Raw genomic sequence first — 25138 nt, 5'->3', positions numbered from 1 at the left:
CTCAAGCGACGAGCACCAGCGGCAAAGTAGGAACAACGAATGTCAGACGAAGTCGTCATCGAATACCACGTCAAAGAGCTCTCGGATTTTCAACTCAACAGGATCGCTCGTGCCATGGCTCAGCAGTACCCCGTGCCGATCACTGCCTACCTGAGCGATGTGTTCATCTCGTCAGAGTGCGCCGCAGGAATCGTCTTTGGCCACAACGATCCAGGGCCCCACGAGCAGCATGCGGACGGGCACATTTTGCAGACCGCGCCGATCTACCAATTGCGAAGGTTTGGCAGGTTCTGGGTGGCGTCTACGAACAGCGGCAACTACGTGCTGGCGACGTTCAATAGAGGGTCGGGAAGAGCGAGCTTGAGGGCGCTTATTGAGGTTGCTGACAAGCCAGGGCAGCCAGCTGTTTAACGGAAATGCCAGGCGCCTCCGTGCGCTGGAGTACGTCTTTACGTTGGAGATGACCGTGTCGAGAGGTAGGTGCGCAAGGCGACTCGCCGCCGGTGAAAGCTGCTCAGGATTTTGAAGTCCCGAAGGCGGTCGTTGCTGAGATACCCGGCATCTACTAGGCCCTGGATGTAACCCTCGGCTTTGCCGCGAGCTTCACGCAGGTCTCCTTCCGTGCTACTTAGGTGGATGTCATCAACAATCAGCTGCCAGCGCCGACTCTGGCGATCACCAATCGGGTCGTCGGAGAAGGTTGGGGCGGTGAGAAGAGTTTCGTAGTAGCCAGAAGCAGGTGGATTGCTCAAGTACAGCGCTCCTTAGGTTGAACCTACCTAAAGGCTAACACGCGCAGATTCAATCGCCTGTTACTGGTTGGCCCATAGGTTGGTGTCTCTTGAGAAATGTACCGAGAGCGCCATCGCAGAGGAGGTAGAACATGGTTAAACGGCGAGCGCCGCTTTCCACTTCCAAGATCGTCAATGTCTCGCCATCAGCCATGCCCAGCACGGTAGCCAAGGCGATGCAGATTGATTTCGATTCGGAGGTCACGGCGTACCTATCCTCGGTGGAGTATGGGCCGCATGAGCTCTTCCTGAGAGGAGTAGTCTTCGGTGACCGAGAGCGGCGTTTTGATGACGGTGATCCCATTCGCACCTCCAACATCGTGACTTACGAAGAGCTCAAGGGATACGTAGTCGCGCGCACCCTCAACAGCACATACGTTGTCTGCGACTGGGCGGCAGATGGTGCGAGAGGGGGCTCGAAGGCTCAGCACTAGTAATACCAGCTGAGCTTTCAACCAGGTGATTCACCAACTGGCGGCGGCGAGGGGGAAATAGCAGATGAAGGTCGTTAGCGAGACCGATCCAAGGTAACCGTCTGGCCAACTCACCCCTCAGCACACAGACCAGCTCGGACAAGAACGGGTGGAAAACAAAGCCTTGCCCGCAGGTATACCCATTGAATAAGCCTGTATCTGACGTAGGTCATGCAGAGCCTGCCAGCGGGTCGCAATCGACGATGGCTTCATTGTATACTTCGGCTCCGCATACCCCTTGAGCTACAGGAACATCAGCATGACTGTACTCCAAACGATCTACTGGCAGCCTACGCCGCCTTAGCGCTACGCCCCCTCGCAACAACCTGCTTCCGCTAGCCTCGCTCGCGGGTGCTCACTGCTGTACGCCTGGTTTTACACCTTAAGCACACAGCAAAAAATCCTCAAAATTTGAATTTGTATCGATTCGCTCGCCACTCCCTTGGCGTGCGCGATGCTTTGCCTTGGATATTTATATGCTGCAAAAACTTAGACAAACGTGGTTTTCCAACGTCCGTGCCGACGTGCTCGCGGGGCTGGTGGTCGCACTCGCGCTGATCCCGGAAGCCATCGCCTTTTCCATCATCGCCGGGGTAGATCCCAAAGTCGGTCTCTACGCCTCCTTCTGTATCTGTGCTGTCATCGCCTTTGTCGGCGGGCGCCCCGGAATGATCTCGGCGGCGACAGGCGCCATGGCACTGCTGATGGTTACGCTGGTAAAAGAGCATGGACTCCAGTACCTGCTGGCCGCGACGCTACTATGTGGCGTACTTCAAATCCTTGCCGGCTACCTGAAGCTCGGCTCGTTGATGCGCTTTGTTTCACGCTCGGTAGTCACCGGCTTCGTAAACGCATTAGCGATTCTGATTTTTATGGCGCAATTGCCTGAGCTGACCAATGTCACCTGGCATGTCTATGCCATGACCGCTGCGGGCCTGGGAATCATCTACCTGTTCCCGTATGTACCGAAAATCGGCAAGGTGATTCCCTCTCCATTGGTGTGCATTCTGACGCTGACTGCCATCGCCATTTACCTCGGTTTGGATATCCGCACCGTCGGTGACATGGGCCAACTGCCTGATACGCTCCCGATCTTCCTCTGGCCTGAAGTTCCGCTGAATTTTGAAACCCTGCGCATCATTTTCCCGTACTCGGCTGCGTTGGCAGTAGTGGGTCTACTCGAATCAATGATGACCGCGACCATCGTCGACGACCTTACCGACACCACCAGCAACAAAAACCGCGAGTGCAAAGGCCAGGGTGTGGCCAACATCGCTGCCGGCATGCTTGGCGGCATGGCAGGTTGCGCCATGATCGGCCAGTCGATCATCAACGTGAAATCTGGTGGCCGCACCCGTCTCTCGACATTGTGTGCCGGCGTTTTCCTGCTGCTGATGGTGGTATTTCTTGGCGAATGGCTCTCCAAAATCCCTATGGCGGCACTCGTGGCTGTGATGATCATGGTGTCCATCGGCACCTTTAGCTGGGATTCCTTGCGTAATCTGAAAGAGCATCCGCTGTCGACCAACCTCGTCATGGTGGCGACCGTCGTGGTCGTCGTGGCCACTCACAATCTGGCTTACGGCGTACTGGTAGGTGTGCTGCTGGCCTCCCTGTTCTTCGCAAACAAGGTCGGGCACTACCTGGATATCAAGAGCACTCTTGAAGAGACGAAATCGCATCGGACTTACCGCGTCGTGGGCCAGGTGTTCTTTAGCTCTGCGGACAAGTTCACTGAGGTTTTTGACTTCAAGGAGGCGCTCAACAAGGTCACCATCGATCTCACACAGGCGCATTTCTGGGATATCACCGCCGTCGCAGCGCTGGATAAGGTCGTGATCAAGTTCCGACGCGAAGGCGCTGAGGTTGAAGTGCTCGGTCTCAATGAAGCCAGCGCGACAATCGTTGACCGCTTCGGCGTGCATGACAAACCCGGTGCCATCGACAAGCTCATGAGCCACTAAAGAGAACGACAATGACCCGCGTAATGGCATGCATTGATAACTCACAATCCTCATTGGCGGTCTGCGATTACGCAGCATGGGCCTCGCAACGACTCAGCGCTCCCCTGACCTTGCTTCATGTGCTGGATAAGGAGAAATATCCTGCATCCGCTGACCTCAGCGGCAATATCGGTCTCGGTAGCAGAGAACATCTGCTGGAAGAGTTGGCCATGCTGGATGCGCAGCGGGCAAAACTGGCGTTGGAGCATGGGCAGCACATGCTTGAAAAAGCTCGCGAGCGAACAGTTCACTCTGGCGCCATGTCACCTGATATGAAGCAGCGCCATGGCCATCTCGTCGAGAGCCTGAGCGATCTCCAAGACGATATTCGGTTACTGGTGATTGGAAGAGTCGGTGAGGACAGCACGCGCAGTGCCCAAAGTCTTGGCAGCCAGATTGAAGCGATAGTCCGAACTATCCACCGCCCCACCCTGATTACAACCAGCCATTTCAGGAAACCTGAAACGGTCATGGTGGCATTTGACGGCAGCGCAACAGGCCACAAGACCTTACAGATGCTTGCTTCAAGCCCGCTGTGCGAAGGCCTGCCAATTCATATCGTCATGGTTGGAACGGATTCTGAAGACAACCAGAACGCGCTGGAGAAGGCACGAACCACGCTTGCGTCTTCCGGCTCGCTGGTGCATTCCGAGATCCGCCCAGGCGAAGTAGAGTCCACACTGCATGCGTATCAGGCAGAGCACGGCATTGACCTCTTGGTCATGGGGGCGTACGGGCACTCACGCATCAGGCAGTTTCTGATAGGCAGCACGACCACGACGATGCTGCGTACATCCACTGTACCCTTATTGCTGCTTCGCTGAGCCAGTTCCACTGGCCACAGTATTTCCAGAACTGAGGAAATACCGTGGCCACCCTGGACGATGACTAACTGATCTTGCCGCTACGAGACCACATGCAACTCATAACTGAAATTGTTCACCCCGAGCTGAAATCCAAGCAGGGCAGAGTATTCCGTCGACATGCAGCTCGCGGCATCGTGATGCGGGGTGAACAGATCCTGTTGCTGTTCACCGAGCGCTATAACGATTTCAGCTTTCCTGGAGGCGGCCTTGATGGTGACGAGGACATTGTCGCAGGCCTGAAGCGTGAGCTTGAGGAAGAGACTGGTGCTCGTGAAATACAGGTGCTCCAGCACTACGGTTACATCGAGGAGTACCGGCCCTACCAAAAGCCACAGTACGATCTGATGCACATGACCTCGCATTTTTATCAATGCGAAGTAGCGCCCCAGCTAGAGCCGGTGAGAATGGAAAGCCACGAAATCGCTAATGGTATGCGGCCTGTCTGGATCAACCTGCATGAAGCCATCGCACACAATGAAGCCGTCATGCAGCGTCACGAGTCTTCGATGGGGCAGTCAATTCTGCGCGAAACCTACATGCTGAGAAAAGTCGCTTCCGAATTGTTGATGCCAATCAGCCTTTGAGCTGACTATTTGGCGAAGTCCACTTAGCCTGCCTCAGGCAAGCATCCAATGCTGCGGGAGTAATTGCGTGATTTCGCTCGCCCGCTGTGTCGGAAGCCGCATCAGTACATCCTTGAGATAGGCATACGGATCGTGCCCATTCATACGCGCCGACTGGATCAGGCTCATGATTGCCGCCGCCCTTTTTCCACTGCGCAGCGACCCGGCAAATAACCAGTTCGAGCGCCCAAGCGCCCACGGCCGGATCAAATTCTCGATCTGGTTATTGTCGATGGGCACAGCACCATCTTCCAGGTAGCGCGTCAGCGCTACCCAGCGTTTAAGGCTGTAATCCAGGGCCTTGGCCGTGGCCGAACCCTCGGGCACAAGTTCGCGTTGGGCCAACATCCACTCATGCAGTTTTTCAGCGATGGGCACCGCTGTTTCCTGACGTAATCGCCAGCGGGCTTCGTCGCTCATTTCCTTGGCGTGTCGCTCGACTTCATACAACCCGCCAATCGAGTGAAGCGCCTGCTCCGCCAACTGGCTTTTATTGGCTGCATGCAGGTCGAAGAATTTGCGGCGTGCATGGGCCATGCAGCCGATTTCGGTGATGCCCAGCTCGAAGCTGGCCTTGTAGCCGGCGAAGTCATCGCAGACCAGCTTACCGTTCCACGTGCCCAGGAAGTTACGCGCATGTTCGCCGGCACGGCTGGGGCTGAAGTCGTAGACCACGGCCTTTAGGGCCGAGAAAGGCGTGGTGCTATAGGCCCACACGTAAGCGCGGTGGGTTTTCTTTTCGCCTGGTGCGAGCATCTGAACCGGGGTCTCATCGGCGTGGATCACGCCCTGGGCCAACACATGCTCACGCAGCGCATCGACCAGAGGCTGGAGCTGCACACCGGTCTGTCCGATCCATTGCGCCAGTGTCGAACGGGCGATGGGCAGTCCGGCCCGACCAAAAATCTTCTCCTGCCGGTACAGCGGTAAATGGTCGGCGAACTTCGCCACCATCACGTGGGCCAAAAGGCCTGCGGTCGGGATGCCCTTGTCGATCACTTGGGCCGGTACAGGCGCCTGGATCAGTGTTTCACACTGACGGCACGTCCATTTTCCACGCACATGCCGCTCAACTGTGAACACGCCCGGAGTGTAATCGAGCTTCTCGCTGACGTCTTCGCCGATTCGCTGAAGCTGGCAGCCGCACACGCACTGAGTATTCTCTGGTTCGTGACGGATCACGGTTCGCGGAAACTGCGGCGGCAGTGGTGCACGCTTGGGCTTATGACGTGGCTCGGCCGGTGCGGCCGGCGGATTGGCTGCCTTCAGCTCGGCTTCGATAGCTGCGATATCGGTATCGAGCAGATCATCAAGCAGACTGCCTTGGTCGGGGCTCAGTTGCTCGCTGCGCTTGGCGAACTTGTGTCGCTTGAGGATGGCGATTTCATGAGCCAGTTGCTCGTTGACCGTTTCGAGGCGTTGGATTTTCTGGCTCATGGAGTCGACCTGGGACAGCAACTGCATAGCCTGTTCGGCCAAGCCGCGCAGCTGTTCCGGTGTCATCTGGTCGAGATTGGGCGAGGAAGTCATGCCGCTGATTGTGTCAGAGCAGGTCGTCAACAGCGATAAACCGATGGGCTAATGGCAGGGGCTAAAGCACTGTGATCGCGCTGCCTGCGCCGACCCGCTGCCACGGCAAACCCAGTACCAAGGCTTGAAGTTGCTCGTTATCGAGTTCGACTTCCGATCCGTGACGGATGCCGGGCCAATGAAACTTGCCTTGGTTCAATCGTCGCGCTGCCAGCCAAATGCCCACACCGTCATGCACCAAGACTTTCATTCGGTTGGCACGGCGATTAGCGAAGAGGTATGCGCAGTGCGGCTTCGCCACACCGAACACCGCGATCACCCTGGCCAGCGCGGTCTCGGTACCGGCGCGCATGTCCATAGGCTCGGTGGCAAGCCAGATGGCATCGATCCGAATCATTCCAACAGGTCTCGCAGAAAGGTGGCACAGGCGACAGCGCTTTCGGTCGGCCAGTTCACTTTGACGGTGCCACGCGGGTGCTGGATTTCAATGCAGATACTTGATGAAGCTGCCTGCGAATGTCCTCCGGCTAGCGGCAAGGGCACTGGAATGAAAGCAGGTTGCAGCGCCATAGTTTTGTTCGTGAGTACCCTAATCCATTTATGTACGAGGTTCGCGTTAAGGCTGTGCTTCTGCGCGACGCTGGCAATCGATGCGCCGGGCTGGGCGCACTCTTGGACAACTTGGGCCTTGAAGGATTTTGAATAGGAACGGCGTTGTGACTGCATGGAAAGACCCGCTTAAAAGGCTAGAAATGGTGTCCACTTAAATTAGGTGGACACCATCGCCTTTGGCGTCGGGGTCAGGAAGGTGAGTTGGCCGGACGGTTACGTTGCGATCGCATCCTGGCTATCCGGCGTCTTGGCGGAAGTCTGGCATCCCAAGCGCCTCATGTTCGCAGGGGTCTTTCTGTGGCTCCTGTTCCATGTGATGTTCCTAGCATTTGGCCTCGCGGAGAAGAACTTCGCAGTTATGCTCGCAGCCTACGGCATTCGGGGTATCAGCTATCCCATGTTCATCTATGGCTTTGTCGTCTGGATCACCATGGTGGTTTCTCCGGAGCGGATGGCCTCAGCCATGGGCTGGTTTTGGACAATGTTTGCTTTAGGGCTGGGTGTCTTCGGTTCATTCATCCCTAGCATCACTATCCCAATCCTTGGCTACATGGGTACGCTGTGGATGGCGCTCGCCTGGGTAGCATTGTCTGGTGTGGTGTTAGTGTTTTTGAAAATGGGCGTACGGAGCGCTTCGGCGCCCCGAGTGCCGCGCAAAAAGCTCAGCGAGCTCTCCAAAGCCATCACCATCCTTTACTCCAATCGCAACGTCACATTGGCGGTGATTGTCAGGATCATCAATCAGCTATCGCTGTTCGGTTTTGTGGTTTTCATGCCGTTGGTGTTCACGGACGAGTTTGGCTACACCATCGAGCAGTGGCTGCGAATTTGGGCAATGCTCAGCGTCACTGCGGTTTTCACGAACGTCCTGTGGGGCAATGTAGGTGACCGGATCGGCTGGCTGAAAGTTGTCCGCGTTGTCGGCTGTCTGGGATGCGCTGTATCGGCCTTGGCCTTTTTCTACCTGCCAGAAATGTTCAAAGGCAACGTATGGGTAGGAATGGGCGTGTCCGCACTCTTGGGTGTAACCATCTCCGGCTTTGTTCCCATGTCTGCCTTGTTCCCAGCTCTGGAGCCAGAACACAAGGGTGCAGCGGTTTCTGCACACAATCTATCGGCGGGGCTGAGTCACTTCATGGCGCCAGGTCTGGTGGGGGTGATCATGGCACTTTGGGGAGCTGCCGCTGTTGTTTGGACGTTCGCCGGCTTGTATCTCCTGGCTTTCGTCCTGGCTTGCTTCATCAAAGTCGAGCAACCTGGTCTTACCCGACCCGATCAAAAAGCTTCGCTTCGCACGCAGGCAGCCCATTGATCCTGAGATTGAGGTCGGCCCCTTTTCGTGTCTGACCTCGATCCCTTGAGGCGCTGCTATCTCGCCTAGGCAGACTCCTGCTTCGGCATGACTGCTTCCATGATGATTCATTATGAAGACTATGACAGTTGAACCCTGCACCTTGATGATCTTTGGTGCACTGGGCGACCTCGCCCTGCGAAAGCTATTCCCTGCGCTCTACCAGCTGGATCGTGCCGCCTTGCTTTGTGCTGGAATCCGCGTGCTCGCCTTGGATTCCAGTGCAGGAGAGGGGCTAGTTCAGGTCAACCGGATCGTTGAGCAACTACGTAAACACGTGCCTTTGCACGAGCAAGACGAAGAAGTCATTGGGCGCTTGGTGGATCGCATTGCGTATCAGTGCCTGGATTTCACTCAGCAGCACGACTATGGACAGTTGGCAGAACGACTAGGTGAGGGTGGTCAGTTGATCGCCTACTTCGCCACGCCGGCATTCTTGTACGGTGGAATCTGTGCAGGGTTGGCAAGCGCCGGGCTCGCCGAGCGTACCAGGGTAGTCTTGGAGAAACCGATCGGTCACGACCTCGCATCCTCTCGCGTTGTCAACGAGGCGGTCGCGAAATTTTTCCCCGAGGATCGTACCTATCGGATAGACCATTACCTGGGCAAAGAAACTGTGCAGAACCTCGTGGCTTTGCGGTTTGCCAATAGCTTGTTTGAGACCCAGTGGAATCAACACCACATTTCGCATGTCGAGATCACCGTGGCCGAGGAGGTCGGTATTGAGGGGCGTTGGGGCTATTTCGACAAAGCCGGGCAGTTGCGGGACATGCTCCAGAATCATCTTCTCCAGCTACTGTGCCTGATCGCCATGGATCCCCCGAGCGACCTATCCGCAGACAGCATTCGGGACGGAAAAGTGAAAGTACTCAAAGCGCTGGTTCCAATTGGGCTTGCGCAGTTGAGCGACAGCGTCGTTTGTGGGCAGTACGTTGCAGGTAATTCGTTGGGGTGAGTTTTGCCGGGCTACCTGGAAGAAGAGAATGCGAATGCTCAGAGCGATACTGAGACATTCGTTGCGATGCGAGTTGAGGTGCGAAATTGGCGATGGGCAGGTATGCCGTTTTACCTGCGGACGGGTAAGCGGATGTCAGAGAAGCAGTCACAGATTGTCCTCCATTTCAAAGCACCACCTCACTACATCTTCGCTCCCGCTCAGCGCCCTCTGGTGGGTAACAAGCTCATCATCCGCCTGCAGCCGAACGAAAGCATCGAGCTTCAGGTAATGACCAAGGAGCAAGGTCTGGACAGAGGGATGCAACTGCGAGGAGGGCCGCTTCAGTTGAATCTAGCCAGCGCTCCGGGTCGCAATCGAATCCCTGACGCCTACGAGCGGCTGCTTCTGGAGGTCATGCAGGGCAACCAAAATCTGTTTGTACGCAAGGATGAGATTGAACATGCCTGGACATGGTGCGACCAGCTGATTTCTGGATGGCAGCAACAGGGCGATCGCCCTAGGCCATACCAGGCCGGTAGCTGGGGGCCATCCGCAAGCATAGCCATGATGGCAAGAGATGGGCGCAGCTGGTACGGCGACTTCTAGATCAAGGCAAGGAATCGATTTCGAATGGCCCATGCTCAGCATGGCGCTATCTGTCTCCGCGAAGGAAGCTATAACCATGTTCCAACAGCATCATGTTCCAGACGTTACTTCTCTGTCCGCCTGGCAAGCGCTCACCCACCATCGTGCGGCAATGGATGGCTTCAGGATGCGCGAAGCCTTCAGTGCCGACCCGGGGCGATTCTCAGAGTTTTCACTTTCCAGCTGCGGCCTGTTCTTGGACTACTCGAAAAACTTGATCTCCGCCGAGACAAGGAAGCTGTTAGTCAAGCTTGCGCGAGAGACAGGCGTGAGCGAAGCGATCCAGCAGGTAGTCCGGGGGGAGCAGTTCAACCAGTCGGAGAAACGCCCAGTTCTTCACACCGCATTACGTCGGCCGGTTGGAGAGGTTTTGGAAGTCGGCGGGCATAACGTCATGCATGACGTCCATGGTGCACTCGCGCAGATGACCGACATCGTCGGTCGCATTCATCATCAGCTCTGGCGCGGGTACAGTGATAAAGCTATCACCGATGTGGTGAACATCGGCATTGGCGGATCCTACTTAGGGCCGCAACTGGTCTCTGAGGCGCTCCTACCGTACACACATCAGTCAGGCGTGCGGTGCCACTACCTGGCGAACATCGATGGCAGTGAGTTCTGTGAGCTCACCGCGCGGCTCAATCCTGAAACCACGCTCTTCATCATCTCCAGCAAGACTTTTGGCACCCTGGAAACCCTGAAAAATGCCCAAGCCGCGCGCGAATGGTATCTGGCGAAAGGAGGGAGTAGTGAGCGGCTGTATCGGCATTTCATTGCCGTCACCAGTAACCGCCAGGCGGCGGTCGATTTTGGCATCCGCGAGAAAAACGTCTTTCCGATGTGGGATTGGGTAGGGGGCCGTTACTCGCTGTGGTCGTCAATAGGGCTACCCATTGCGCTCGCAATTGGGATGTCGAATTTCAAGGATATGCTGGGGGGGGCCTACGCAATGGATCGGCATTTCCAGGAGGCGCCATTCGAGGAGAACATGCCGGTCATCCTCGCGATGCTGGGCATCTGGTATCACAATTTTTGGGGCGCCCAGACCTACGCCTTCCTGCCTTATGACCACTACCTGCGAAATTTTGTGAAGCACCTCCAGCAACTGGATATGGAGTCGAATGGAAAGAGCGTCCAGCGTGACGGTCGGCCCGTTACCTGCACAACTGGCCCTGTGATCTGGGGAGGTGTTGGATGTAACGGGCAGCATGCTTACCATCAGCTCTTGCACCAAGGCACGCCTCTTATTCCTGCGGACTTCATCGTTCCAGTGGTGAGTCACAATCCCGTTGCAGATCACCAGCAATGGCTATACGCCAATTGTTTGTCCCAGAGCCAGGCACTGATGGTTGGCAAGACTCACGCCGAGGCCGAAGCTGAATTGCGAGCGAAGGGGATGACAGAGGGTGAGGTGCAACGGCTTGCCCCTCACAAAGTAATTCCTGGCAACCGCCCGAGTAACACGCTGGTCATGGACATGATCAGCCCGAATCGGCTCGGTGCCCTAGTGGCGCTCTATGAGCACAAGGTATTCGTCCAGGGTGTGGTATGGGGGATCAACTCCTTTGACCAATGGGGAGTGGAATTGGGCAAAGAGCTTGGCAAGAACGTCTATGAACAATTACTAGGTCAAGGCGCAGAGCCCGGTGATGACGCATCCACAGCAGGCCTTGTAGCTTATTTCCGCAATCGTCATCGCGGCTGACACAGCGTGGGCGTGCATTCTTTGTCATGAACCACGAACTGGCCCCCTTGCGGGCCAGTTTGCGCCTGCGCACATGAACTACTGCTTGTAGTACGTGTCCTTTTTTACGATTTTCCCATTTGCAAATTCCCACAGATCGCAACCAAGCGTGTTGAGCTTGCTCCCATCTGGAAGATTGGCGACGACCCGGAACTCTGATACGGCTTTGCTGCCGTTAACCCAGGTTTCCCCATCCACCCACTGGATATCTGGGCAGGCCGTGAACCGCGATCGCAGTGCGGCCTCAATGCTTTCTTTACCTTTGAAACTTGATCCACGACCTTGGTTGCCACTTGCGCTGACCATCTCACCATCATCACTGAAATAAGTGAGAATTTTTTCGATGTCGTGCCGATTAAATGCTTCAACGATCTCATCAATCAAAGCAACGGTAATACCAGTCATGCAACCTCCGAATGTATTGAAATGCAGTGTGCCCGCCACTTGGAGTGGCGGGCTTGGCGCTTAATTAGATCTGAGGGGTAGTGTGCTCTTCAGGCTGGAAGGTTTTCTCTGAGTGGTCATAGCCGCCTTTGCCAGAAGGGATAACAATGATCCGAGTAACAATCAGGAAAACAAGGCTTGCTACGCCAGCGGCCAGAACAGAGGCTGGAACCAGCGGGTAAGGGTAGTTGGACGTGTAGGTAAGCGGGTTCAGGACGTAAATGTAGGTGGCAATACCAGCAATCATGCCAAACACAGCGGCTGGATTGAAGCCTTTCCAGTATCGGTAGCTGGGCTCGCTTTCGTCAAACAGGCCTCGAACATTGATCTTGCCCCGACGCAGCAAGTAGTAGTCAATGATTTGAATGCCACACAGCGGCGCGAACCCTACGCCAATGAATGCTAAGAAGGTGGAGAAGTTGCTGAAGAACAAATTAGGAATGGCTAGGCCAATAACGGCTATAGGTGTAATCACCACCAGCAGCAAGACCTTCCATGAGATTTGCTCCAATTTTTTGTAGTGCCGCAGCCCCAGGGCCGAGCAGTAGATACCCGCTACGGCGGTGCCCAGGTTCGCAGCGGTCACAAACGCAAGGGAAATGATCGCATAGGTTGGCCCGCCCACCGTGCGTAACCATTCCGAAGGATCCGATACCTTGAGCACGAGAACGCCCGCAACACCAATCAAGCTCAGCGCGGCAACCGATCCGCCCAGGCCAATCAACGCTGGTACGGCAGCTTTTCTTCCATTAGGAACCATCCGTGACATGGCGCCAACGTAGGGCCACCAAGACAGAGACGACGCGATGCCGAGCTCCAGGCCTGTCACAAAGTTCCACAGCGGATCGGGGGAGGCGTACACAGGCTTGGCCAGGGACAGGTCTTCCCAACGCTCGTTGACAATGATGTAAAGCATCCATATGCCGACGAACACGTGAGCGACGAGAATCTTGGCGACTCTGTCGACCCCACCAGAGCCTTTTATCAGTAAGAGCATGACCAGCACACAGGCGAACAAGGTTGCGCAAGGTTCAATGATTCCACTCTGATCCGGCGTAGCAAGACCGACCGCGACAAAGAACTGAGCCGCCGACTTCCCAAAGAAAATGAGCAGCAAGCAGTTCCAGCCAAGGATCGAAAGGAATTGCAAAGTTGCAGGGATTATCCAACCCCTAGAGCCAAACGCCGGCTTGCTGGATGCGATCGAGTCAACACCAAATCGACAACAGATGGGTAAGGCTGCGAGCACAGTGATCAACATCCCAAACATACAGCCAGCAGTGAGTGCTGCGAAGCCCTGCTTGAAATTCAGATAATAGCCAACGTATTCGCCAATGATGTAGCACCAGGTTGCTGCGCCCGCCGTCGTGAGAGCAATCAACAGCTGCCAACTGCCCCAGACTCGCTCAGCGGGTAGTAAAGGCCATGCGGATGTGTCCGCAGCAACGTCTAACGTATGTTGCTTGCTCATGCCCACCCCCACGCTGCAACGGCTGCGGGGAATACTACGCCCAACGCAACGAGCCAAAACCATGCAACGGAATCAAAATCCGATCCTTGATTTTGCTCTTGCTCCAGCAAACTAATTCTTCTTTCGAGTTCGATCGGTAATGCACGCATTTCTAAATCTCCTGCAACCTTTTCTTGTGAGAGCCGACCATTACTGGTCGGCCGAATTGGCAGTTAACAGGTAAGGTTAAGAGCCGTACGTCCTTGTGTGAGTACGTATTCCACTTTTATTTTTCTAAGATCATCTACGGGAACTTCAAACGGATCTTGGTCAAGCGCGATAATGTCGGCAAGTTTGCCTGGAGTGATACTTCCTCTGATATCGTCTTCGCCCATGGTCGCAGCGGCATCAAGGGTATGCATGCGAAGGGCCTGTTCCAGCGTGACTGCTTGCTCTGGATCGATGTAGTTACCGGAGTAGGTCTCCCGCTTTACGCAGCACCAGACACTGAAGAGGGGGTTTGTAGCCTCTCGCTCCGAGCCGATCCACACATCAGAGCTACCCGACAGTCGCCATCCTTGAGCAATCAGGTCTTTGAACGGGAAACGTCCAATGCGACCGGTATCACCGAGGTAATCAGGGAAGTACTCCCCGAAGGTGTAGATGAACACCGGCTGGGGTACCGGGATGATGCCGGCTGTTGCCCAGGCCTCCATAGTTTTCTGCCTAGGCATGAAGTTGCCTGCGTGCTCAATCCGCATGCGTGTGCGACCGCTGCTGGCGCCACCCATGGACTGGACTAATTCACACAGCCACTCCTGAGCTCGATCACCGTTCGCGTGGACTGCCAGCTGTAGCCCACTCTTTTGGGACTGCTCGTAGGCACGACGGAAAAAGTACTTAGGAAATGCGATCTCGCCACATTGGCCATTCAGCCCAAGGTATGGGCAGCTGACAGCAGCGCTTTTGGCCGAAAATCCGCCGTCTGCGAAGAGCTTAATGCCTTGCATGCGGATCATGTGCTCGGATGCTTTTAGCTCGAATTTGCTCCGCCAGTTACAGGCATCATCGAGCTCCATGGTGCCCGGAGCCCAGATATAGACGCGCATCGCCACGGGCAGTGTTCCCTCACAGGCCATCTCATCCATGCACTGGATGCCCTCGACGGTCTCAGAGATCTCTCCAATTGTTGTTACGCCGAACCGGGTGAAGTAATCGAACAGACCTTCCTTGAGTGCGCTCTTGAGGGTTGCACGATCGCAGCCAGGGAAGGGGAGTAACGTATCCATTTCCTTGACTACCCCTGTAGGGTCGCCATTGTCGTCGCGCTCGACGATAGGAAGGCCGGTGACGCTGAACTCGGGCGCCACATAATCTCTGTCGATGCCAGCGACTTCCAAAGCCTTGCTGTTGAGTACGGTAATATGCCCCCCGGCGCGTATAGCGATGGGGTGCTCAGTACTGACGGCATCTAATTCGGCTTTGCTCGGTAAACGGCCTTCTTTGAGTTTGCGATCAAAGAACAGGTTGCCTTGGCCAACGATCCATTCGCCTGGAGCACGCTCGTCTCGTGCTTTCGCAAACAAGCTGCAGACGTCAGCGATTGAGGAGCACTCCGGCGCACGGCAATCGATGGTGTTGAAAGTCGTCCTGCACACGACTTCCGCATGAGCATGGACATCTACGAACCCGGGCATGAGGGTGCGATTCCCAAGGTCTGTGACGACAGTGTTCTCAGTGCGGAACTGATCGACCTCATCACGGCGAATCAGCCTCACGATCCTGTCACCTCTGATGATTACCCCTTCAGCCTGCGAGTCAGCATCTGGGCTCATGGTAATCACCTTACCGCCAAGAAGGATCCTCTCGGACGGTGCCTCTCTCTCGATCATCGTTACGTCTCCACTGCGGAGGTTCAAAAAGGCTAACGCGAAGGCGGATACCACAGCACTATCCGCCGGTCAGCTACGGAAAAAACTTTTTCCAATCTTTTAAATTCCGCTTTTGTTTTTTTTCTTAACGAGATGCTACATAATCAGCAACGAAAGGGGATGTCAATGTCTTTTTCCCCTGTCGGTCGGCGTGCTGCCGAGCGACAGCACTGCACGACCAGCTGATGGAGCCGACACGATGAAAATTCCGGTCACGGTACTGACGGGCTATCTGGGAGCGGGCAAGACCACCTTGTTGAGGAAGATGCTTGCGGATCCCAGGGGGAGGCGTTACGCCGTTATCGTCAACGAGTTCGCTGAGCTTGGGATCGACTCCGAATTAATCGAGAGCAGGGACGAGCAGGTCATCCAATTGAGCAATGGTTGTTTGTGTTGCTCAGTGAGGGGGGATCTCTTGTCGAGCCTGGAAGCCCTGCTCGAAAAGGGTGGCTTCGATGCGTTGATCATCGAGACAACGGGCCTCGCGAATCCTGCGCCGATTGCACAAACCTTCATGCTTGACGATGACCTGAACGATGAGCTGGTGCTTGACGCGGTGGTCTGTGTAGTCGATGGCGCCCACATCCAAGGCTACTGGAAACGCCATCCGGAAATCGTCCAGCAGCTTGCCTTCGCTGACGTCGTGCTACTGAACAAGATTGAGCAGCTTTGTGATGACGACGCTGAATCCGTTGATGCCCTGCTTCGCAAACTCAGTCCTTCAGCCAAGCAGTTTAGAACGAGCCATTGCGCGGTCGACGTGGGATCACTGTCTGGCTTCAGCGCATACAGCTTGAAGGATCTGGAAATCACAGGTGCTGACCACCGGTTTCCTGTGCTGCTGCATCGTCACGATCAGCATGTCGTGAGCGTGTCTCTGACCACTGACAAGGAGGTGGTGCCAGACCGATTCATGGGGTTCATACAGGCCTTGCAGCGCGAGTACGGAGAGGATCTGTTGCGATACAAGGGGGTTCTAGCGCTGACCCACGAGCCTCGCAGGTTTGTGTTCCAAGGCGTGCAGGCGATGGCTGACGGCGACGTTCAGCGGCGCTGGCATGACGATGAGCCACGCACCAGCAAACTCGTCTTCATTGGTCGAAACCTTGATTCCGACGCCTTGCGCAGCTCTTTCGAAGCCTGCCTGCAGTAGCACAACCCCGATCAATCTCCTAAAACAAGAGCGATAACATGCCATTCAACACAATCGAAGAAATCATTGAGGATGTTCGCCAGGGCAAGCCCGTGCTTTTGGTGGACGACGAAGACCGTGAAAATGAAGGTGATCTGCTGCTCGCGGCGGAGCTGTGCACGCCGGAGATGATCAATTTCATGGCCAGGGAGGCGCGCGGATTGATCTGCCTTACCCTGACTGAAGAGCATTGCACTCGGCTGGAGCTCAAGCAAATGGTGCCGAACAACGGGACGGTGTTCTCCACCGCTTTCACCATGTCGATCGAAGCCGCACAGGGCGTGACGACAGGGATTTCAGCGGCAGACCGTGCTCATACGGTACTAACGGCAGTGCGGCCCGGAGCGAAGGCCAGCGACTTGGTACAGCCTGGCCACATCTTTCCCGTCCAGGCTCGGGATGGTGGTGTACTGACCCGGGCGGGTCACACCGAAGCTGGGTGCGACCTTGCGCGCCTCGCAGGGCTGACTCCCGCATCGGTTATCGTGGAGGTAATGAATGATGACGGGAGCATGGCCCGACGCGCAGACCTGGAGCAGTTTGCTCAGAAGCACGGCATCAAAATTGGGACGATTGCTGATCTCATCCACTATCGATTGGCGACCGAACGTACCGTGGTTCGTATCGGTGAGCGTGAGCTGCCCACGGTTCACGGTAACTTCCGCCTAGTCACCTACGAAGATGTTGTCGAGGGTGGTGTTCACATGGCATTGGTCATGGGTAAGCCGTCTGGCGATGAGCCCGTGCTGGTCAGGGTGCATGTCATTGATCCTCTCTGCGACCTTGTGGGCGCAGATTGCTCTACACCGAGCAGTTGGACGCTCTGGAGTGCGCTAGAGAAAGTAGCCGCTGAAGGAGAGGGTGTAGTGGTGGTCTTGGCCACCCATGAGTCGTCTCAGGAACTACTGGAGCGTGTTCCTCAGCTTTCAAAGCCCAACCGCAAATCTCAGCGCGCCCATTCCCGCACCTATGCCGAGTTGGGCACAGGCGCTCAAATCCTCCAGGATCTGGGCGTACGAAAGCTCAGGAACATGGGGTCTCCAGCCAAGTTCCTCGGGCTGGCTGGGTTTGACTTGGAAGTCGTCGAGGTACTGGCGGGTGAGGTGGAAGCCTAGTACTTGCCCATTCAACGAGGGGGTGGATAATACCCGCACCTGCCCCCTAGACCTGCTGAGTATATGAATACTGCCGATCTGAACGAAGCGCCCGTCATCACACGACTTCAGCCTAAAGGACAAGGCCCGCTTTCAGAGCAGCTGTTGTCCGCCACTGATCGAGAAATCATTGCCCATCTACAGGAGGATGGTCGACGCCCATTTGTCGCCATCGCCCGCGAGTTGGACATCTCAGAGCGCACTGTCCGCAACCGTGTGCATCAGTTGCTGGAGCAGAACGTAATCCAAATCGTTGCGCTGACGGATCCGGCGTCTCTAGGGTATCAAGCAGGTGCATTGGTTGGCATCACTCTGGATCTCTCCTGCTCGGCACCAGAGGTGTCTGAGGCATTGATTGAGATCGCAGATGTCGATTACGTCGTCACGACAACGGGGCGTTTCTCCATCGTTGTTGAGATTATCTGCACCGACATGGCACGCATGCAGCATGTCCTCTTCAAGGAAGTGGCAGTACTGCACGGCGTTAAGGGCATTGAGGTTTTCCCTTACTACAGCGTCTTCTACCAGCGCGCACAATTCTTCGGGCGTCCGCCGGCAGCTCAGCCTCATGGGGTAGTGAGCAAGGAAATGGACGATGTCGACAAGAAGATTGTGCGCGAACTTAGCCACGATGGCCGAGCGCCTTTGAAGAATATCGCTGTAGCCCTGGGCATTTCGGAGTCTCAGGTCAGGGGCCGGCTAAATGTTCTGGTTGAGTCTGGGCTGCTCAATATCATGGCGATCACCAGCCCAATGAACCTTGAAGATCGAGCCCTCGCATGGACGGCTATCACCGTGCGACCTGGCGTTCGGGTCAAGGATGTTGCTGAGCGCTTGCGTGCGATCGAAAAAGTCTCCTACATCACCATCTGTGCGGGCCGATTCGATTTGTTCGTTGAAGTGGTCTGTCCCTCCAGGCATGCCCTGTTCGAGCTCATCGACGATCAATTGCGAATGGTGGAGGGCATCGAGCGGATCGAAAGCTTCCCCTACATCGACCTCCTGTATAAGCGACTAGGCTCCGACAAAATCTGAATCCGAAAAAAAGCCGACCTTCTGGTCGGCTAAAGAGGGTGACGGATTGCCTGAAGAACCCTAAGGCTCTTCAGAGGAGCAACGCACGCTGATCAGTTGCAGTTCGTCCAAACGGTCTTGGTCTGAAGGAATTTCTCGATGCCTTCAGCTCCGTTATCGCGACCATAGCCAGACTGTTTGTATCCACCCCAAGGTGCGGCACAGTCGAAGTTGCCGTAGGTGTTGATCCAGACGGTACCAGCCTGCAGTGCTCCAGCGACCTGGTGGGCCTTGCCCACGTCTCTTGTCCAGACCCCAGCAGAGAGACCAAAGCCGGTATTGTTGGCCCGGGTGGTGAGTTCATCAATGGTCTCGAACGTCTGGATGACCAGCACCGGCCCAAAGATTTCGTCAACTACTACCTCACGGCTATCCGAAGCATTCACCAGAATCGTCGGCTCCAGGAAGTGGCCGTCAGAAAGCGCGCCTCCTGCCTTGTTACCACCCATCACGCATTCGACGCCTTCGGCCTTAGCGCGCTCAACGAATCCGCTAACCCGTGCAAATTGATCGGCGGAAATCAGCGGCCCCAAGGCAGTGTCGGGAGCCAAACCATGCCCAAGCTTGAGCTTGGCGGTTTCTGCCATCACCGTTTCGAGTACGCGCTCGTAAACTTTGCGCTCCACCATCAAGCGAGAGCCCGCTGCGCAGACTTGACCGGAGTAGAAGAAGATTGCCATTGCTGCCGTAGCCGCCGCCTTGTCGAGGTCAGCATCGGCGAAGATCACGTTCGGGTTCTTCCCACCCAGTTCCATCGAGACATGCTTGAGGTCACTGGCGGCAGTTCTGACGATATGCTTACCCACCGCTTCAGAGCCGGTGAACGCGATCTTCGCAACGCCAGGGTGTTCGACAAGAGCCTGGCCTGCGATTTTGCCGAAGCCAGGAAGCACGTTGAGCACACCCGGAGGGAGGCCGGCTTCGATGGCAAGCTTCGCGAGGAATAGTGCCGACAACGGGGTTTGCTCGGCAGGCTTCAGTACGACAGTGCAACCTGCAGCGAGCGCCGGAGCCAGCTTGAAGCAGGCTTGGCACAGGGGGAAGTTCCACGGCACGATGGCAGCAATTACACCCAGCGGTTCGCGTCGGGTATAGACATGCATATCGGGTGCACTGACGGGAATAGTCTGGCCGTGGAGCTTGGTTGGCCAGCCCGCATTGTATCGAAGCGCGCCGATAGCTAGCTCGACGTCCACGGCTCGAATCTGGGCGGCAGGCTTGCCGCTGTCCAGGCTCTCGATCTGGGCCAGATCGTCGCCATGTTTCTCGATGAGGGCTGCAAGCCTATGGATGACCGCTTCGCGGTCTTTAGGCAGCATCTTTGCCCACGGGCCTACAAGTGCACGATTAGCGGAAGCAACAGCAACTTCGACGTCTGCGATACCCGCTTCAGAAACATTTGCTATGAGCTGACTGGTCGCAGGGTCGAAGGTCTGGAAAACCTTCCCTTCACAAGCATCCACGAACTGGTTGTCGATCATCAGCTTCATGGGTTGCTTGAGAAACGCCTGAACGGTAGGGCTCAGGTGCTTCAAAGGATCCAGTGGTAAATTCATGGCAAGGCCTCACTCTAATTGTTAGAAGCTTTCGAATTCGCAGGTGAAGATCCTGCAGCCGCCCGTGGCGAAGCGAGAGACATCCTCAACCGCCGCAATTCCCTCAGGAGATGCCAAGGACTCATCGAGTTCAGCCTGGTTGCGGAAGGTCATAATCGCGACGGTGTGCCACTCCTGTGGCGCGCTGGTCGAGCCACTGATACTGGCTTCGAGGGCGACGAGGTTTGGCATTTTCTTCACGAGTGGAATGTGAACGTCTCGGTAGTGGCGCTCAAACTCAGCTGGGTTTGACGGCAATTCGTAGACCACGACGACCCGCTTCATGGCTGTGCGGCCGCTTGTGGAACGGCGAACATCTTGCGGCGGTGATACAGAAGCGGCATCTGCTGCGTGTTATGCGAAATGTGCCGGATGCAGCCGGTAACGATGAGGTGATCCCCACCGGGGAGAACATCGGCGACTTCACACGCCAGTGTGCACGCCGCGCCCGGGAGTGTTGGCAGACCCAGTTCGCCCGACTTCCACGCGATGCCATCAAACTTGTCGGTGCTCTTGCCGGCGAACAGCATCGCCAGGTGCTCTTGTCCTGCACCCAGCACATGGATCAAAAACGGCTTACCCCGGGTGAGGCATTCCAGTGTCTTCGATTTGCGGTCAAAGCACGCCAACATCATGGGTGGAGTCGCCGAGAGCGAGGAGACAGCAGAGAGGGTGGCACCCACGGGATGGCCTTCGTCATCCCAGGTCGTGATAACTGTGACTGCTGCTGGAAAATCTGCCATCGCCTCCTTGAAAACCTGCAGGTCGATATCTGGCATCTCAAGGGGCTGCTGCAACTGAGCCTGGCTCATTTCGCACCTCCATTGATGGCTGGCATCACCTCGCGACCGATCAGTTCGATCGAGCGCATGATGTCCTCGTGGGGGATGCCATCGATGCGCAACAGTATTTCGTCGATCCCCATCTGCTGAAGCTGACGGATGCGTTTGATGAAGTCATCCGGATCACCAACCATTACCGATGGGGTCTCGGAGATCAGGAAGTCCATGTCGCCTTCATGCTCCAGCAAGCGCAGCATGCGTCCGTCCAGGTACTCGTAAGAGCCCTTCTTACCGAGAGGGGCGTACAGGTCGATGATGAATTTGAAGTAGCTCGTCGTTACGTCACGAGCGATATCCACGGCACGCGCGCGAGTGGTATCACAGAACGCCGTTGCTACGTACAGGCCGGCTTGCTCGGTTCGGCGCGGGACGCTGCTCTTGTGAGTCGCAAGGCCGGAACGGTAGGCGTCGATGCACTCTTGCAGGTAATCGAACCCGAAGTAGTTTTCGAAGCTCAACACGCCAATGCCACGCTCACCTGCGTTGCTGTGCGTCTGGACGCTCGATGCCGAAACGTAAATCGGAGGGTGCGGGGTCTGCAGTGGGCGAGGAACAACGGTGCGCGGCGGAATGTTCCAGATCGGCCCATTGTGCTGGAGCGTCTCATCAGCAAAGGCCTTGATGAGGACTTCCATACCGTCTTCCCACTGCGCACGCGTGGTGCTCGGATCAACGCCGAAAGCTTCCAGCGTGACCAGGTTGTTGGAACGCGCGGTGGCGATCTCGGCCCTGCCGTTCGAGACAATATCCAGCGTAGAAGTGCGCTCAGCCACCAGAATTGGATGGTTCCACTGGAGCATTACTGCGCACATGGTGCGCAGCTTGATGTCTTTGGTCTGGGCTGCAATGGCGGCGTACAGCACTTCAGGCGCCGACACCGTGAATTTTGGTGGGTTGAAGTGCTGCTCTGAGGTGCCCCAGGCATAGAAACCAAGCTTATCGGCCAGGCATGCCTCAGCGATCATTTCCTGATAACGCTGAGCAACGCTCACGCCTTGCATGGTTTCGCCTTCTTGCAACAGGCTGATCTTCATTTTTCGTCTCCCATTGGGCTTTTGTTTTCCGGTTTCAGCAGGCTATACCCAGACGAGAGGCGTATTCAAGCATTATTTTTCACTTTATTGCCGTCTTCCGTTATTTTTACGGCTTGCGATTACCGGAAAAAGCGTCCGAAAGGCTCTGCGTTTCCGGTTTGCCCAGGCGGCAATCGATGAGGCGCGAATTCGAGTGATAGAGGGGGCCGTTAGCCGAAGTGTTGGATCCGGTTGCCTCAGGTGATCCAGTTACCACTGAGAGTCGCCAGCACCCTCAGGGGCAGGACATGTAGGGCAGGCAGGTCGTCCGGGCGAACGAGAGAGAAAACAGGGGGAAGGAGAGGGCATAAGCTGCCCAGGCAAGTCTCACCCGCGAAGAAGTGTCTTTGCACCTAGGCCAACTTGATGAGCTCAGCAGATCAACAGGTCACTTGTGAACTGCGTTCTGGAAGCTTTCCAGAGCCTCCCACAGTCCGCGCATGGTTGGATTGTCATTCTGCACAGCTGAGTAGGAGCGGATCTCCAGCTCCGTGCTCCAAGTGCTGCCACCGACTTGAATCAAACGCCCTCGCGAAAGCTCTTCCTGTACGGCGCTTTGCGGTAGCCAGGCGATGCCATAGCCCTCGACAGCCATGCGCATAAGCAACATGGCCATATCCGCTTCGTAGCAGCGCTCTAATGCGACAGGCACACCTGTACCCGCTATCAGGGTGTCTACGACCTTCCCAAGAAAGGTCGAAGCGGTGTAGGCGAGGTAGGGCACCGGTGCTGAACTGCGGCCTGGAAGCTGGTATTTGGGTCTGCCGTCCGCCGCTGGCGCTGACACCGGCATGAAGGATTCGTGACCCAGGGTTAGGCTTCTGAAGTGCGCAGGATCCAGGAGGATGGGGGCTTGTGGATGGTGATAGGTGATCATCAGGTCACAACTGCCTTCTTCGAGGGCGACCACCGCATCATGGATGTTGGCCGCAACGACGCGCGCGTTGAACTGATCACTGTGAGCTTGGAATTTGGAGAGCCATTTTGGAAGGAACGTCATTGAGAGGCTGTGGCCAGCGGTGATCTGAATCGATCTCCCTGGCATCCGTTCTGCGTCCCTCAGAGCAGACCTCAGTTTCATCAATCCCGCCATCGCTTCTCGACCTTCCTTGCAGAAGGCAACCCCGGCTGTGGTTAGTTGAACTGGATACGTGCTTCGGTCAACCAACTCGACCCCCACCCAGTCCTCCAGTGACCTTATCCGGCGTGACAGCGCGGACTGAGTCACGCTGCGAACCTCAGCAGCCCTGGAGAAATTTTTCCATTCGTCTAACGCCAATAGGTCATATAACCATTTGATTTGCATGGTGAGTTTCTGCTGGGAGAACGTCTCCTTACTCTAGCTGAGCAGACCACTCCGATGTATTCCGAAAGCGCATAGTTTGATCCTGAATCCTCATCAACTCACACCCGGTGCTGCCATAAGATCGAATCCTGGCTGCAGCCATTTGCTGCCGCGTTTCTGCCAAGTCACAACACCAACAACATTGCTTGAGGATTACTTCCGTGAAGAACAACAAGCTTCCGCGCCGTATCGCGGCCGGCATTATTTTAGGCGTTCTGGTCGGTTGGGCCTGTCATGACCTGTCTGCTGATGCAGAGCATGCCAAGCAGCTGGCAGGTTACTTCTCCCTGGTGACCGATATCTTCCTTCGCATGATCAAGATGATCATCGCGCCCCTAGTTTTCGCCACATTGGTTGGCGGCATCGCCAGCATGAGTAGCTCCCGGTCGATTGGCAGGATCGGTCTGCGCGCAATGGCGTGGTTTGTCACTGCTTCGGTGGTTTCTCTGTTCATCGGGATGGCACTCGTCAATATCTTTGAGCCGGGCGTAGGGCTGAACCTCGATGCTTCCCACCCGGCTGCGGTAACTGCGGTAGGCACGGGTGACTTCAGCCTGAAGGCCTTCATCGGCCATGTCTTCCCAAGAAGTATTGCTGAAGCAATGACCAACAACGAGATTCTCCAGATTGTGGTGTTCTCGCTCTTCTTTGGCTTTGGCCTGGCTGCAGTGAAGCGGGCGGGGCACACCAACATCGTCGACAGCATCGACGAGCTGGCTAAGGTGATGTTCAAGATCACCGACTACGTAATGGCTTTTGCACCGATCGGCGTGTTTGCAGCCATCGCTTCTGCCATTACTACCCAGGGTCTGGGTTTGCTCTGGGACTACGGCCGTCTCATCGCTGAGTTCTATATCGGGATTGCTGTGCTGTGGGTGGTTCTGTTTGCAGCGGGTTTCGTGTTCCTCGGCCGCTCGGTCTTTACGCTTGGGAAATTGATCCGCGAGCCAGTGCTGCTTGCCTTTTCCACTGCAAGCAGCGAGTCGGCCTACCCTAAAACCATGGAGGCGCTGGAGAAATTTGGTGCACCCAAGCGGGTCTCTAGCTTCGTCCTGCCGCTGGGCTACTCGTTCAACCTTGATGGCTCGATGATGTATCAGGCGTTCGCCATCATGTTCATTGCCCAGGCCTACAACATTGACCTGAGCTTCACCCAACAGCTGTTGATCCTGCTCACGCTGATGGTCACCAGCAAAGGCATGGCGGGCGTTGCGCGTGCGTCTATCGTCGTCGTGGCCGCCACACTCCCCATGTTCAACCTACCCGAAGCCGGCCTGCTGCTCATCATCGGTATTGACCAGTTCCTGGACATGGCTCGCACCGGTACGAACGTAATCGGGAACAGCATCGCGACTGCAGTGGTGGCGAAATCCGAGCCTGTTGAGGATGAGGAAGACGACGCAACTGTTGCGCGCAGCGATCAACCGCTTCCCGCTGGCCAACCGGCTTCCATCGCCTGAGGA

24 protein-coding genes and 1 pseudogene are annotated in these 25138 nt (G+C 56.0%); 12 read left to right on the top strand and 13 right to left on the bottom strand.

Annotation, left to right across the window (positions count from 1 at the left end):
* Positions 1-39: 39 nt before the first annotated feature.
* On the top strand, positions 40-411 hold the full coding sequence (locus LU682_RS13960; protein WP_181097964.1) for a hypothetical protein: 372 nt from the start codon (positions 40-42) through the stop codon (positions 409-411).
* Between the two features lie 38 nt (positions 412-449).
* Here the strand turns inward: LU682_RS13960 and LU682_RS13955 are convergent, their stop codons facing one another.
* Positions 450-752: a hypothetical protein gene (locus LU682_RS13955; protein WP_181097965.1), complete on the bottom strand. Its 303-nt coding sequence runs from the start codon at positions 750-752 to the stop codon at positions 450-452.
* Positions 753-883: 131 nt separating this feature from the next.
* Between LU682_RS13955 and LU682_RS13950 the strand changes: the two genes are divergently transcribed.
* The 4 genes from LU682_RS13950 (at position 884) to LU682_RS13935 (ending at position 4717) form a co-directional block, all read left to right on the top strand.
* The gene (locus LU682_RS13950; protein WP_232106901.1) at positions 884-1225 is read left to right on the top strand and encodes a hypothetical protein; all 342 of its coding nucleotides are present in this window, start codon (positions 884-886) and stop codon (positions 1223-1225) included.
* 515 nt (positions 1226-1740) lie between these two features.
* Complete coding sequence (locus tag LU682_RS13945) at positions 1741-3228, top strand: SulP family inorganic anion transporter (RefSeq protein ID WP_009684101.1); 1488 nt, start codon at positions 1741-1743, stop codon at positions 3226-3228.
* An 11-nt stretch (positions 3229-3239) separates the two neighbouring features.
* Positions 3240-4091 (top strand): universal stress protein, encoded by an 852-nt coding sequence (locus LU682_RS13940; RefSeq protein WP_012316922.1) that lies wholly within the window; start codon positions 3240-3242, stop codon positions 4089-4091.
* A 92-nt stretch (positions 4092-4183) separates the two neighbouring features.
* Positions 4184-4717 carry an NUDIX hydrolase gene (locus tag LU682_RS13935; RefSeq protein WP_009684099.1) on the top strand — a complete coding sequence of 178 codons (534 nt, stop codon included), beginning with the start codon at positions 4184-4186 and terminating at the stop codon, positions 4715-4717.
* 33 nt (positions 4718-4750) lie between these two features.
* Here LU682_RS13935 and tnpC read toward each other — a convergent pair whose 3' ends face one another.
* The 3 genes from tnpC to tnpA form a co-directional block, all read right to left on the bottom strand.
* On the bottom strand, positions 4751-6286 hold the full coding sequence (gene tnpC / locus LU682_RS13930; RefSeq protein ID WP_009684098.1) for an IS66 family transposase: 1536 nt from the start codon (positions 6284-6286) through the stop codon (positions 4751-4753).
* A gap of 61 nt (positions 6287-6347) precedes the next feature.
* Positions 6348-6683, bottom strand: coding sequence for an IS66 family insertion sequence element accessory protein TnpB (gene tnpB, locus LU682_RS13925; RefSeq protein WP_009684097.1), 336 nt, complete (start codon positions 6681-6683; stop codon positions 6348-6350).
* On the bottom strand, positions 6680-7012 hold the full coding sequence (gene tnpA / locus LU682_RS13920) for an IS66-like element accessory protein TnpA (protein ID WP_009684096.1): 333 nt from the start codon (positions 7010-7012) through the stop codon (positions 6680-6682). Before tnpA ends, tnpB begins: the two co-directional genes overlap by 4 nt.
* Positions 7013-7058: 46 nt before the next feature.
* Here tnpA and LU682_RS13915 point away from each other — a divergent pair, with 46 nt between their 5' ends.
* The 3 genes and pseudogenes from LU682_RS13915 (at position 7059) to pgi (ending at position 11536) form a co-directional block, all read left to right on the top strand.
* Positions 7059-8210, top strand: a complete 1152-nt coding sequence (locus tag LU682_RS13915) for an MFS transporter (RefSeq protein WP_181097966.1) — start codon at positions 7059-7061, stop codon at positions 8208-8210.
* A 112-nt stretch (positions 8211-8322) separates the two neighbouring features.
* Positions 8323-9792, top strand: a pseudogene (gene zwf, locus LU682_RS13910) (glucose-6-phosphate dehydrogenase).
* A 76-nt stretch (positions 9793-9868) separates the two neighbouring features.
* Positions 9869-11536: a glucose-6-phosphate isomerase gene (gene pgi, locus LU682_RS13905; RefSeq protein WP_181097968.1), complete on the top strand. Its 1668-nt coding sequence runs from the start codon at positions 9869-9871 to the stop codon at positions 11534-11536.
* 78 nt (positions 11537-11614) lie between these two features.
* Here the strand turns inward: pgi and LU682_RS13900 are convergent, their stop codons facing one another.
* The 4 genes from LU682_RS13900 to LU682_RS13885 all read right to left on the bottom strand — a co-directional run bounded on the left by LU682_RS13900 (position 11615) and on the right by LU682_RS13885 (position 15304).
* Positions 11615-11980 carry a nuclear transport factor 2 family protein gene (locus tag LU682_RS13900; RefSeq protein ID WP_181097969.1) on the bottom strand — a complete coding sequence of 122 codons (366 nt, stop codon included), beginning with the start codon at positions 11978-11980 and terminating at the stop codon, positions 11615-11617.
* A gap of 64 nt (positions 11981-12044) precedes the next feature.
* Positions 12045-13490, bottom strand: a complete 1446-nt coding sequence (locus LU682_RS13895) for a purine-cytosine permease family protein (protein ID WP_232914894.1) — start codon at positions 13488-13490, stop codon at positions 12045-12047.
* Entirely contained in the window at positions 13487-13639 is a 153-nt protein-coding gene (locus tag LU682_RS13890) for a hypothetical protein (protein WP_181097971.1), read from the bottom strand. The genes LU682_RS13895 and LU682_RS13890 overlap by 4 nt, the downstream gene beginning before the upstream one ends.
* 63 nt (positions 13640-13702) lie before the next feature.
* Positions 13703-15304, bottom strand: coding sequence for an amidohydrolase (locus LU682_RS13885; RefSeq protein ID WP_223272742.1), 1602 nt, complete (start codon positions 15302-15304; stop codon positions 13703-13705).
* 295 nt (positions 15305-15599) lie between these two features.
* Between LU682_RS13885 and LU682_RS13880 the strand changes: the two genes are divergently transcribed.
* The 3 genes from LU682_RS13880 to LU682_RS13870 all read left to right on the top strand — a co-directional run bounded on the left by LU682_RS13880 (position 15600) and on the right by LU682_RS13870 (position 18781).
* Positions 15600-16553 carry a CobW family GTP-binding protein gene (locus LU682_RS13880; RefSeq protein WP_181097972.1) on the top strand — a complete coding sequence of 318 codons (954 nt, stop codon included), beginning with the start codon at positions 15600-15602 and terminating at the stop codon, positions 16551-16553.
* A gap of 38 nt (positions 16554-16591) precedes the next feature.
* Positions 16592-17707, top strand: a complete 1116-nt coding sequence (gene ribBA / locus LU682_RS13875; RefSeq protein WP_181097973.1) for a bifunctional 3,4-dihydroxy-2-butanone-4-phosphate synthase/GTP cyclohydrolase II — start codon at positions 16592-16594, stop codon at positions 17705-17707.
* 63 nt (positions 17708-17770) lie between these two features.
* A complete protein-coding gene (locus tag LU682_RS13870; protein ID WP_181097974.1) occupies positions 17771-18781 on the top strand; it encodes an Lrp/AsnC family transcriptional regulator in 1011 nt (336 codons plus the stop codon).
* A gap of 92 nt (positions 18782-18873) precedes the next feature.
* Here LU682_RS13870 and LU682_RS13865 read toward each other — a convergent pair whose 3' ends face one another.
* From LU682_RS13865 to LU682_RS13845, 5 genes are all read right to left on the bottom strand, one after another.
* Entirely contained in the window at positions 18874-20376 is a 1503-nt protein-coding gene (locus tag LU682_RS13865) for an aldehyde dehydrogenase family protein (RefSeq protein WP_181097975.1), read from the bottom strand.
* Positions 20377-20397: 21 nt separating this feature from the next.
* Positions 20398-20700, bottom strand: a complete 303-nt coding sequence (locus LU682_RS13860) for an EthD family reductase (RefSeq protein ID WP_130211536.1) — start codon at positions 20698-20700, stop codon at positions 20398-20400.
* A complete protein-coding gene (locus LU682_RS13855; protein WP_181097976.1) occupies positions 20697-21227 on the bottom strand; it encodes a flavin reductase family protein in 531 nt (176 codons plus the stop codon). The genes LU682_RS13860 and LU682_RS13855 overlap by 4 nt, the downstream gene beginning before the upstream one ends.
* On the bottom strand, positions 21224-22291 hold the full coding sequence (locus LU682_RS13850) for an LLM class flavin-dependent oxidoreductase (RefSeq protein WP_130211538.1): 1068 nt from the start codon (positions 22289-22291) through the stop codon (positions 21224-21226). Before LU682_RS13850 ends, LU682_RS13855 begins: the two co-directional genes overlap by 4 nt.
* A gap of 427 nt (positions 22292-22718) precedes the next feature.
* Positions 22719-23636 carry a LysR substrate-binding domain-containing protein gene (locus tag LU682_RS13845; RefSeq protein ID WP_181097977.1) on the bottom strand — a complete coding sequence of 306 codons (918 nt, stop codon included), beginning with the start codon at positions 23634-23636 and terminating at the stop codon, positions 22719-22721.
* A gap of 200 nt (positions 23637-23836) precedes the next feature.
* On the opposite strand from LU682_RS13845, the gene LU682_RS13840 reads away from it, so the two are divergent.
* Positions 23837-25135: a dicarboxylate/amino acid:cation symporter gene (locus LU682_RS13840; protein WP_232885685.1), complete on the top strand. Its 1299-nt coding sequence runs from the start codon at positions 23837-23839 to the stop codon at positions 25133-25135.
* The last annotated feature ends 3 nt before the right edge of the window (positions 25136-25138 follow it).

This window comes from Pseudomonas alloputida (assembly GCF_021283545.2).
Taxonomy (GTDB): Bacteria; Pseudomonadota; Gammaproteobacteria; order Pseudomonadales; family Pseudomonadaceae; genus Aquipseudomonas; species Aquipseudomonas alloputida.
Note: the sequence above shows the minus strand (reverse complement) of the source record. Positions and strands in the feature narration are given on the sequence as shown.

Bases quoted from the DNA above. Each gene is read 5' to 3' on its own strand.
- LU682_RS13935 (WP_009684099.1), top strand. From the start codon at position 4,184: ATGCAACTCATAACTGAAATTGTTCACCCCGAGCTGAAATCCAAGCAG.
- ribBA (WP_181097973.1), top strand. From the start codon at position 16,592: ATGCCATTCAACACAATCGAAGAAATCATTGAGGATGTTCGCCAGGGC.
- LU682_RS13890 (WP_181097971.1), bottom strand. From the start codon at position 13,639: ATGCGTGCATTACCGATCGAACTCGAAAGAAGAATTAGTTTGCTGGAG.
- LU682_RS13860 (WP_130211536.1), bottom strand. From the start codon at position 20,700: ATGAAGCGGGTCGTCGTGGTCTACGAATTGCCGTCAAACCCAGCTGAG.
- pgi (WP_181097968.1), top strand. From the start codon at position 9,869: ATGTTCCAACAGCATCATGTTCCAGACGTTACTTCTCTGTCCGCCTGG.
- tnpA (WP_009684096.1), bottom strand. From the start codon at position 7,012: ATGCAGTCACAACGCCGTTCCTATTCAAAATCCTTCAAGGCCCAAGTT.
- LU682_RS13845 (WP_181097977.1), bottom strand. From the start codon at position 23,636: ATGCAAATCAAATGGTTATATGACCTATTGGCGTTAGACGAATGGAAA.
- LU682_RS13960 (WP_181097964.1), top strand. From the start codon at position 40: ATGTCAGACGAAGTCGTCATCGAATACCACGTCAAAGAGCTCTCGGAT.
- tnpB (WP_009684097.1), bottom strand. From the start codon at position 6,683: ATGATTCGGATCGATGCCATCTGGCTTGCCACCGAGCCTATGGACATG.
- LU682_RS13865 (WP_181097975.1), bottom strand. From the start codon at position 20,376: ATGAATTTACCACTGGATCCTTTGAAGCACCTGAGCCCTACCGTTCAG.
- tnpC (WP_009684098.1), bottom strand. From the start codon at position 6,286: ATGACTTCCTCGCCCAATCTCGACCAGATGACACCGGAACAGCTGCGC.
- LU682_RS13900 (WP_181097969.1), bottom strand. From the start codon at position 11,980: ATGACTGGTATTACCGTTGCTTTGATTGATGAGATCGTTGAAGCATTT.
- LU682_RS13950 (WP_232106901.1), top strand. From the start codon at position 884: ATGGTTAAACGGCGAGCGCCGCTTTCCACTTCCAAGATCGTCAATGTC.
- LU682_RS13870 (WP_181097974.1), top strand. From the start codon at position 17,771: ATGAATACTGCCGATCTGAACGAAGCGCCCGTCATCACACGACTTCAG.
- LU682_RS13940 (WP_012316922.1), top strand. From the start codon at position 3,240: ATGACCCGCGTAATGGCATGCATTGATAACTCACAATCCTCATTGGCG.
- LU682_RS13895 (WP_232914894.1), bottom strand. From the start codon at position 13,490: ATGAGCAAGCAACATACGTTAGACGTTGCTGCGGACACATCCGCATGG.
- LU682_RS13885 (WP_223272742.1), bottom strand. From the start codon at position 15,304: ATGAGCCCAGATGCTGACTCGCAGGCTGAAGGGGTAATCATCAGAGGT.
- LU682_RS13945 (WP_009684101.1), top strand. From the start codon at position 1,741: ATGCTGCAAAAACTTAGACAAACGTGGTTTTCCAACGTCCGTGCCGAC.
- LU682_RS13855 (WP_181097976.1), bottom strand. From the start codon at position 21,227: ATGAGCCAGGCTCAGTTGCAGCAGCCCCTTGAGATGCCAGATATCGAC.
- LU682_RS13880 (WP_181097972.1), top strand. From the start codon at position 15,600: ATGAAAATTCCGGTCACGGTACTGACGGGCTATCTGGGAGCGGGCAAG.
- LU682_RS13850 (WP_130211538.1), bottom strand. From the start codon at position 22,291: ATGAAGATCAGCCTGTTGCAAGAAGGCGAAACCATGCAAGGCGTGAGC.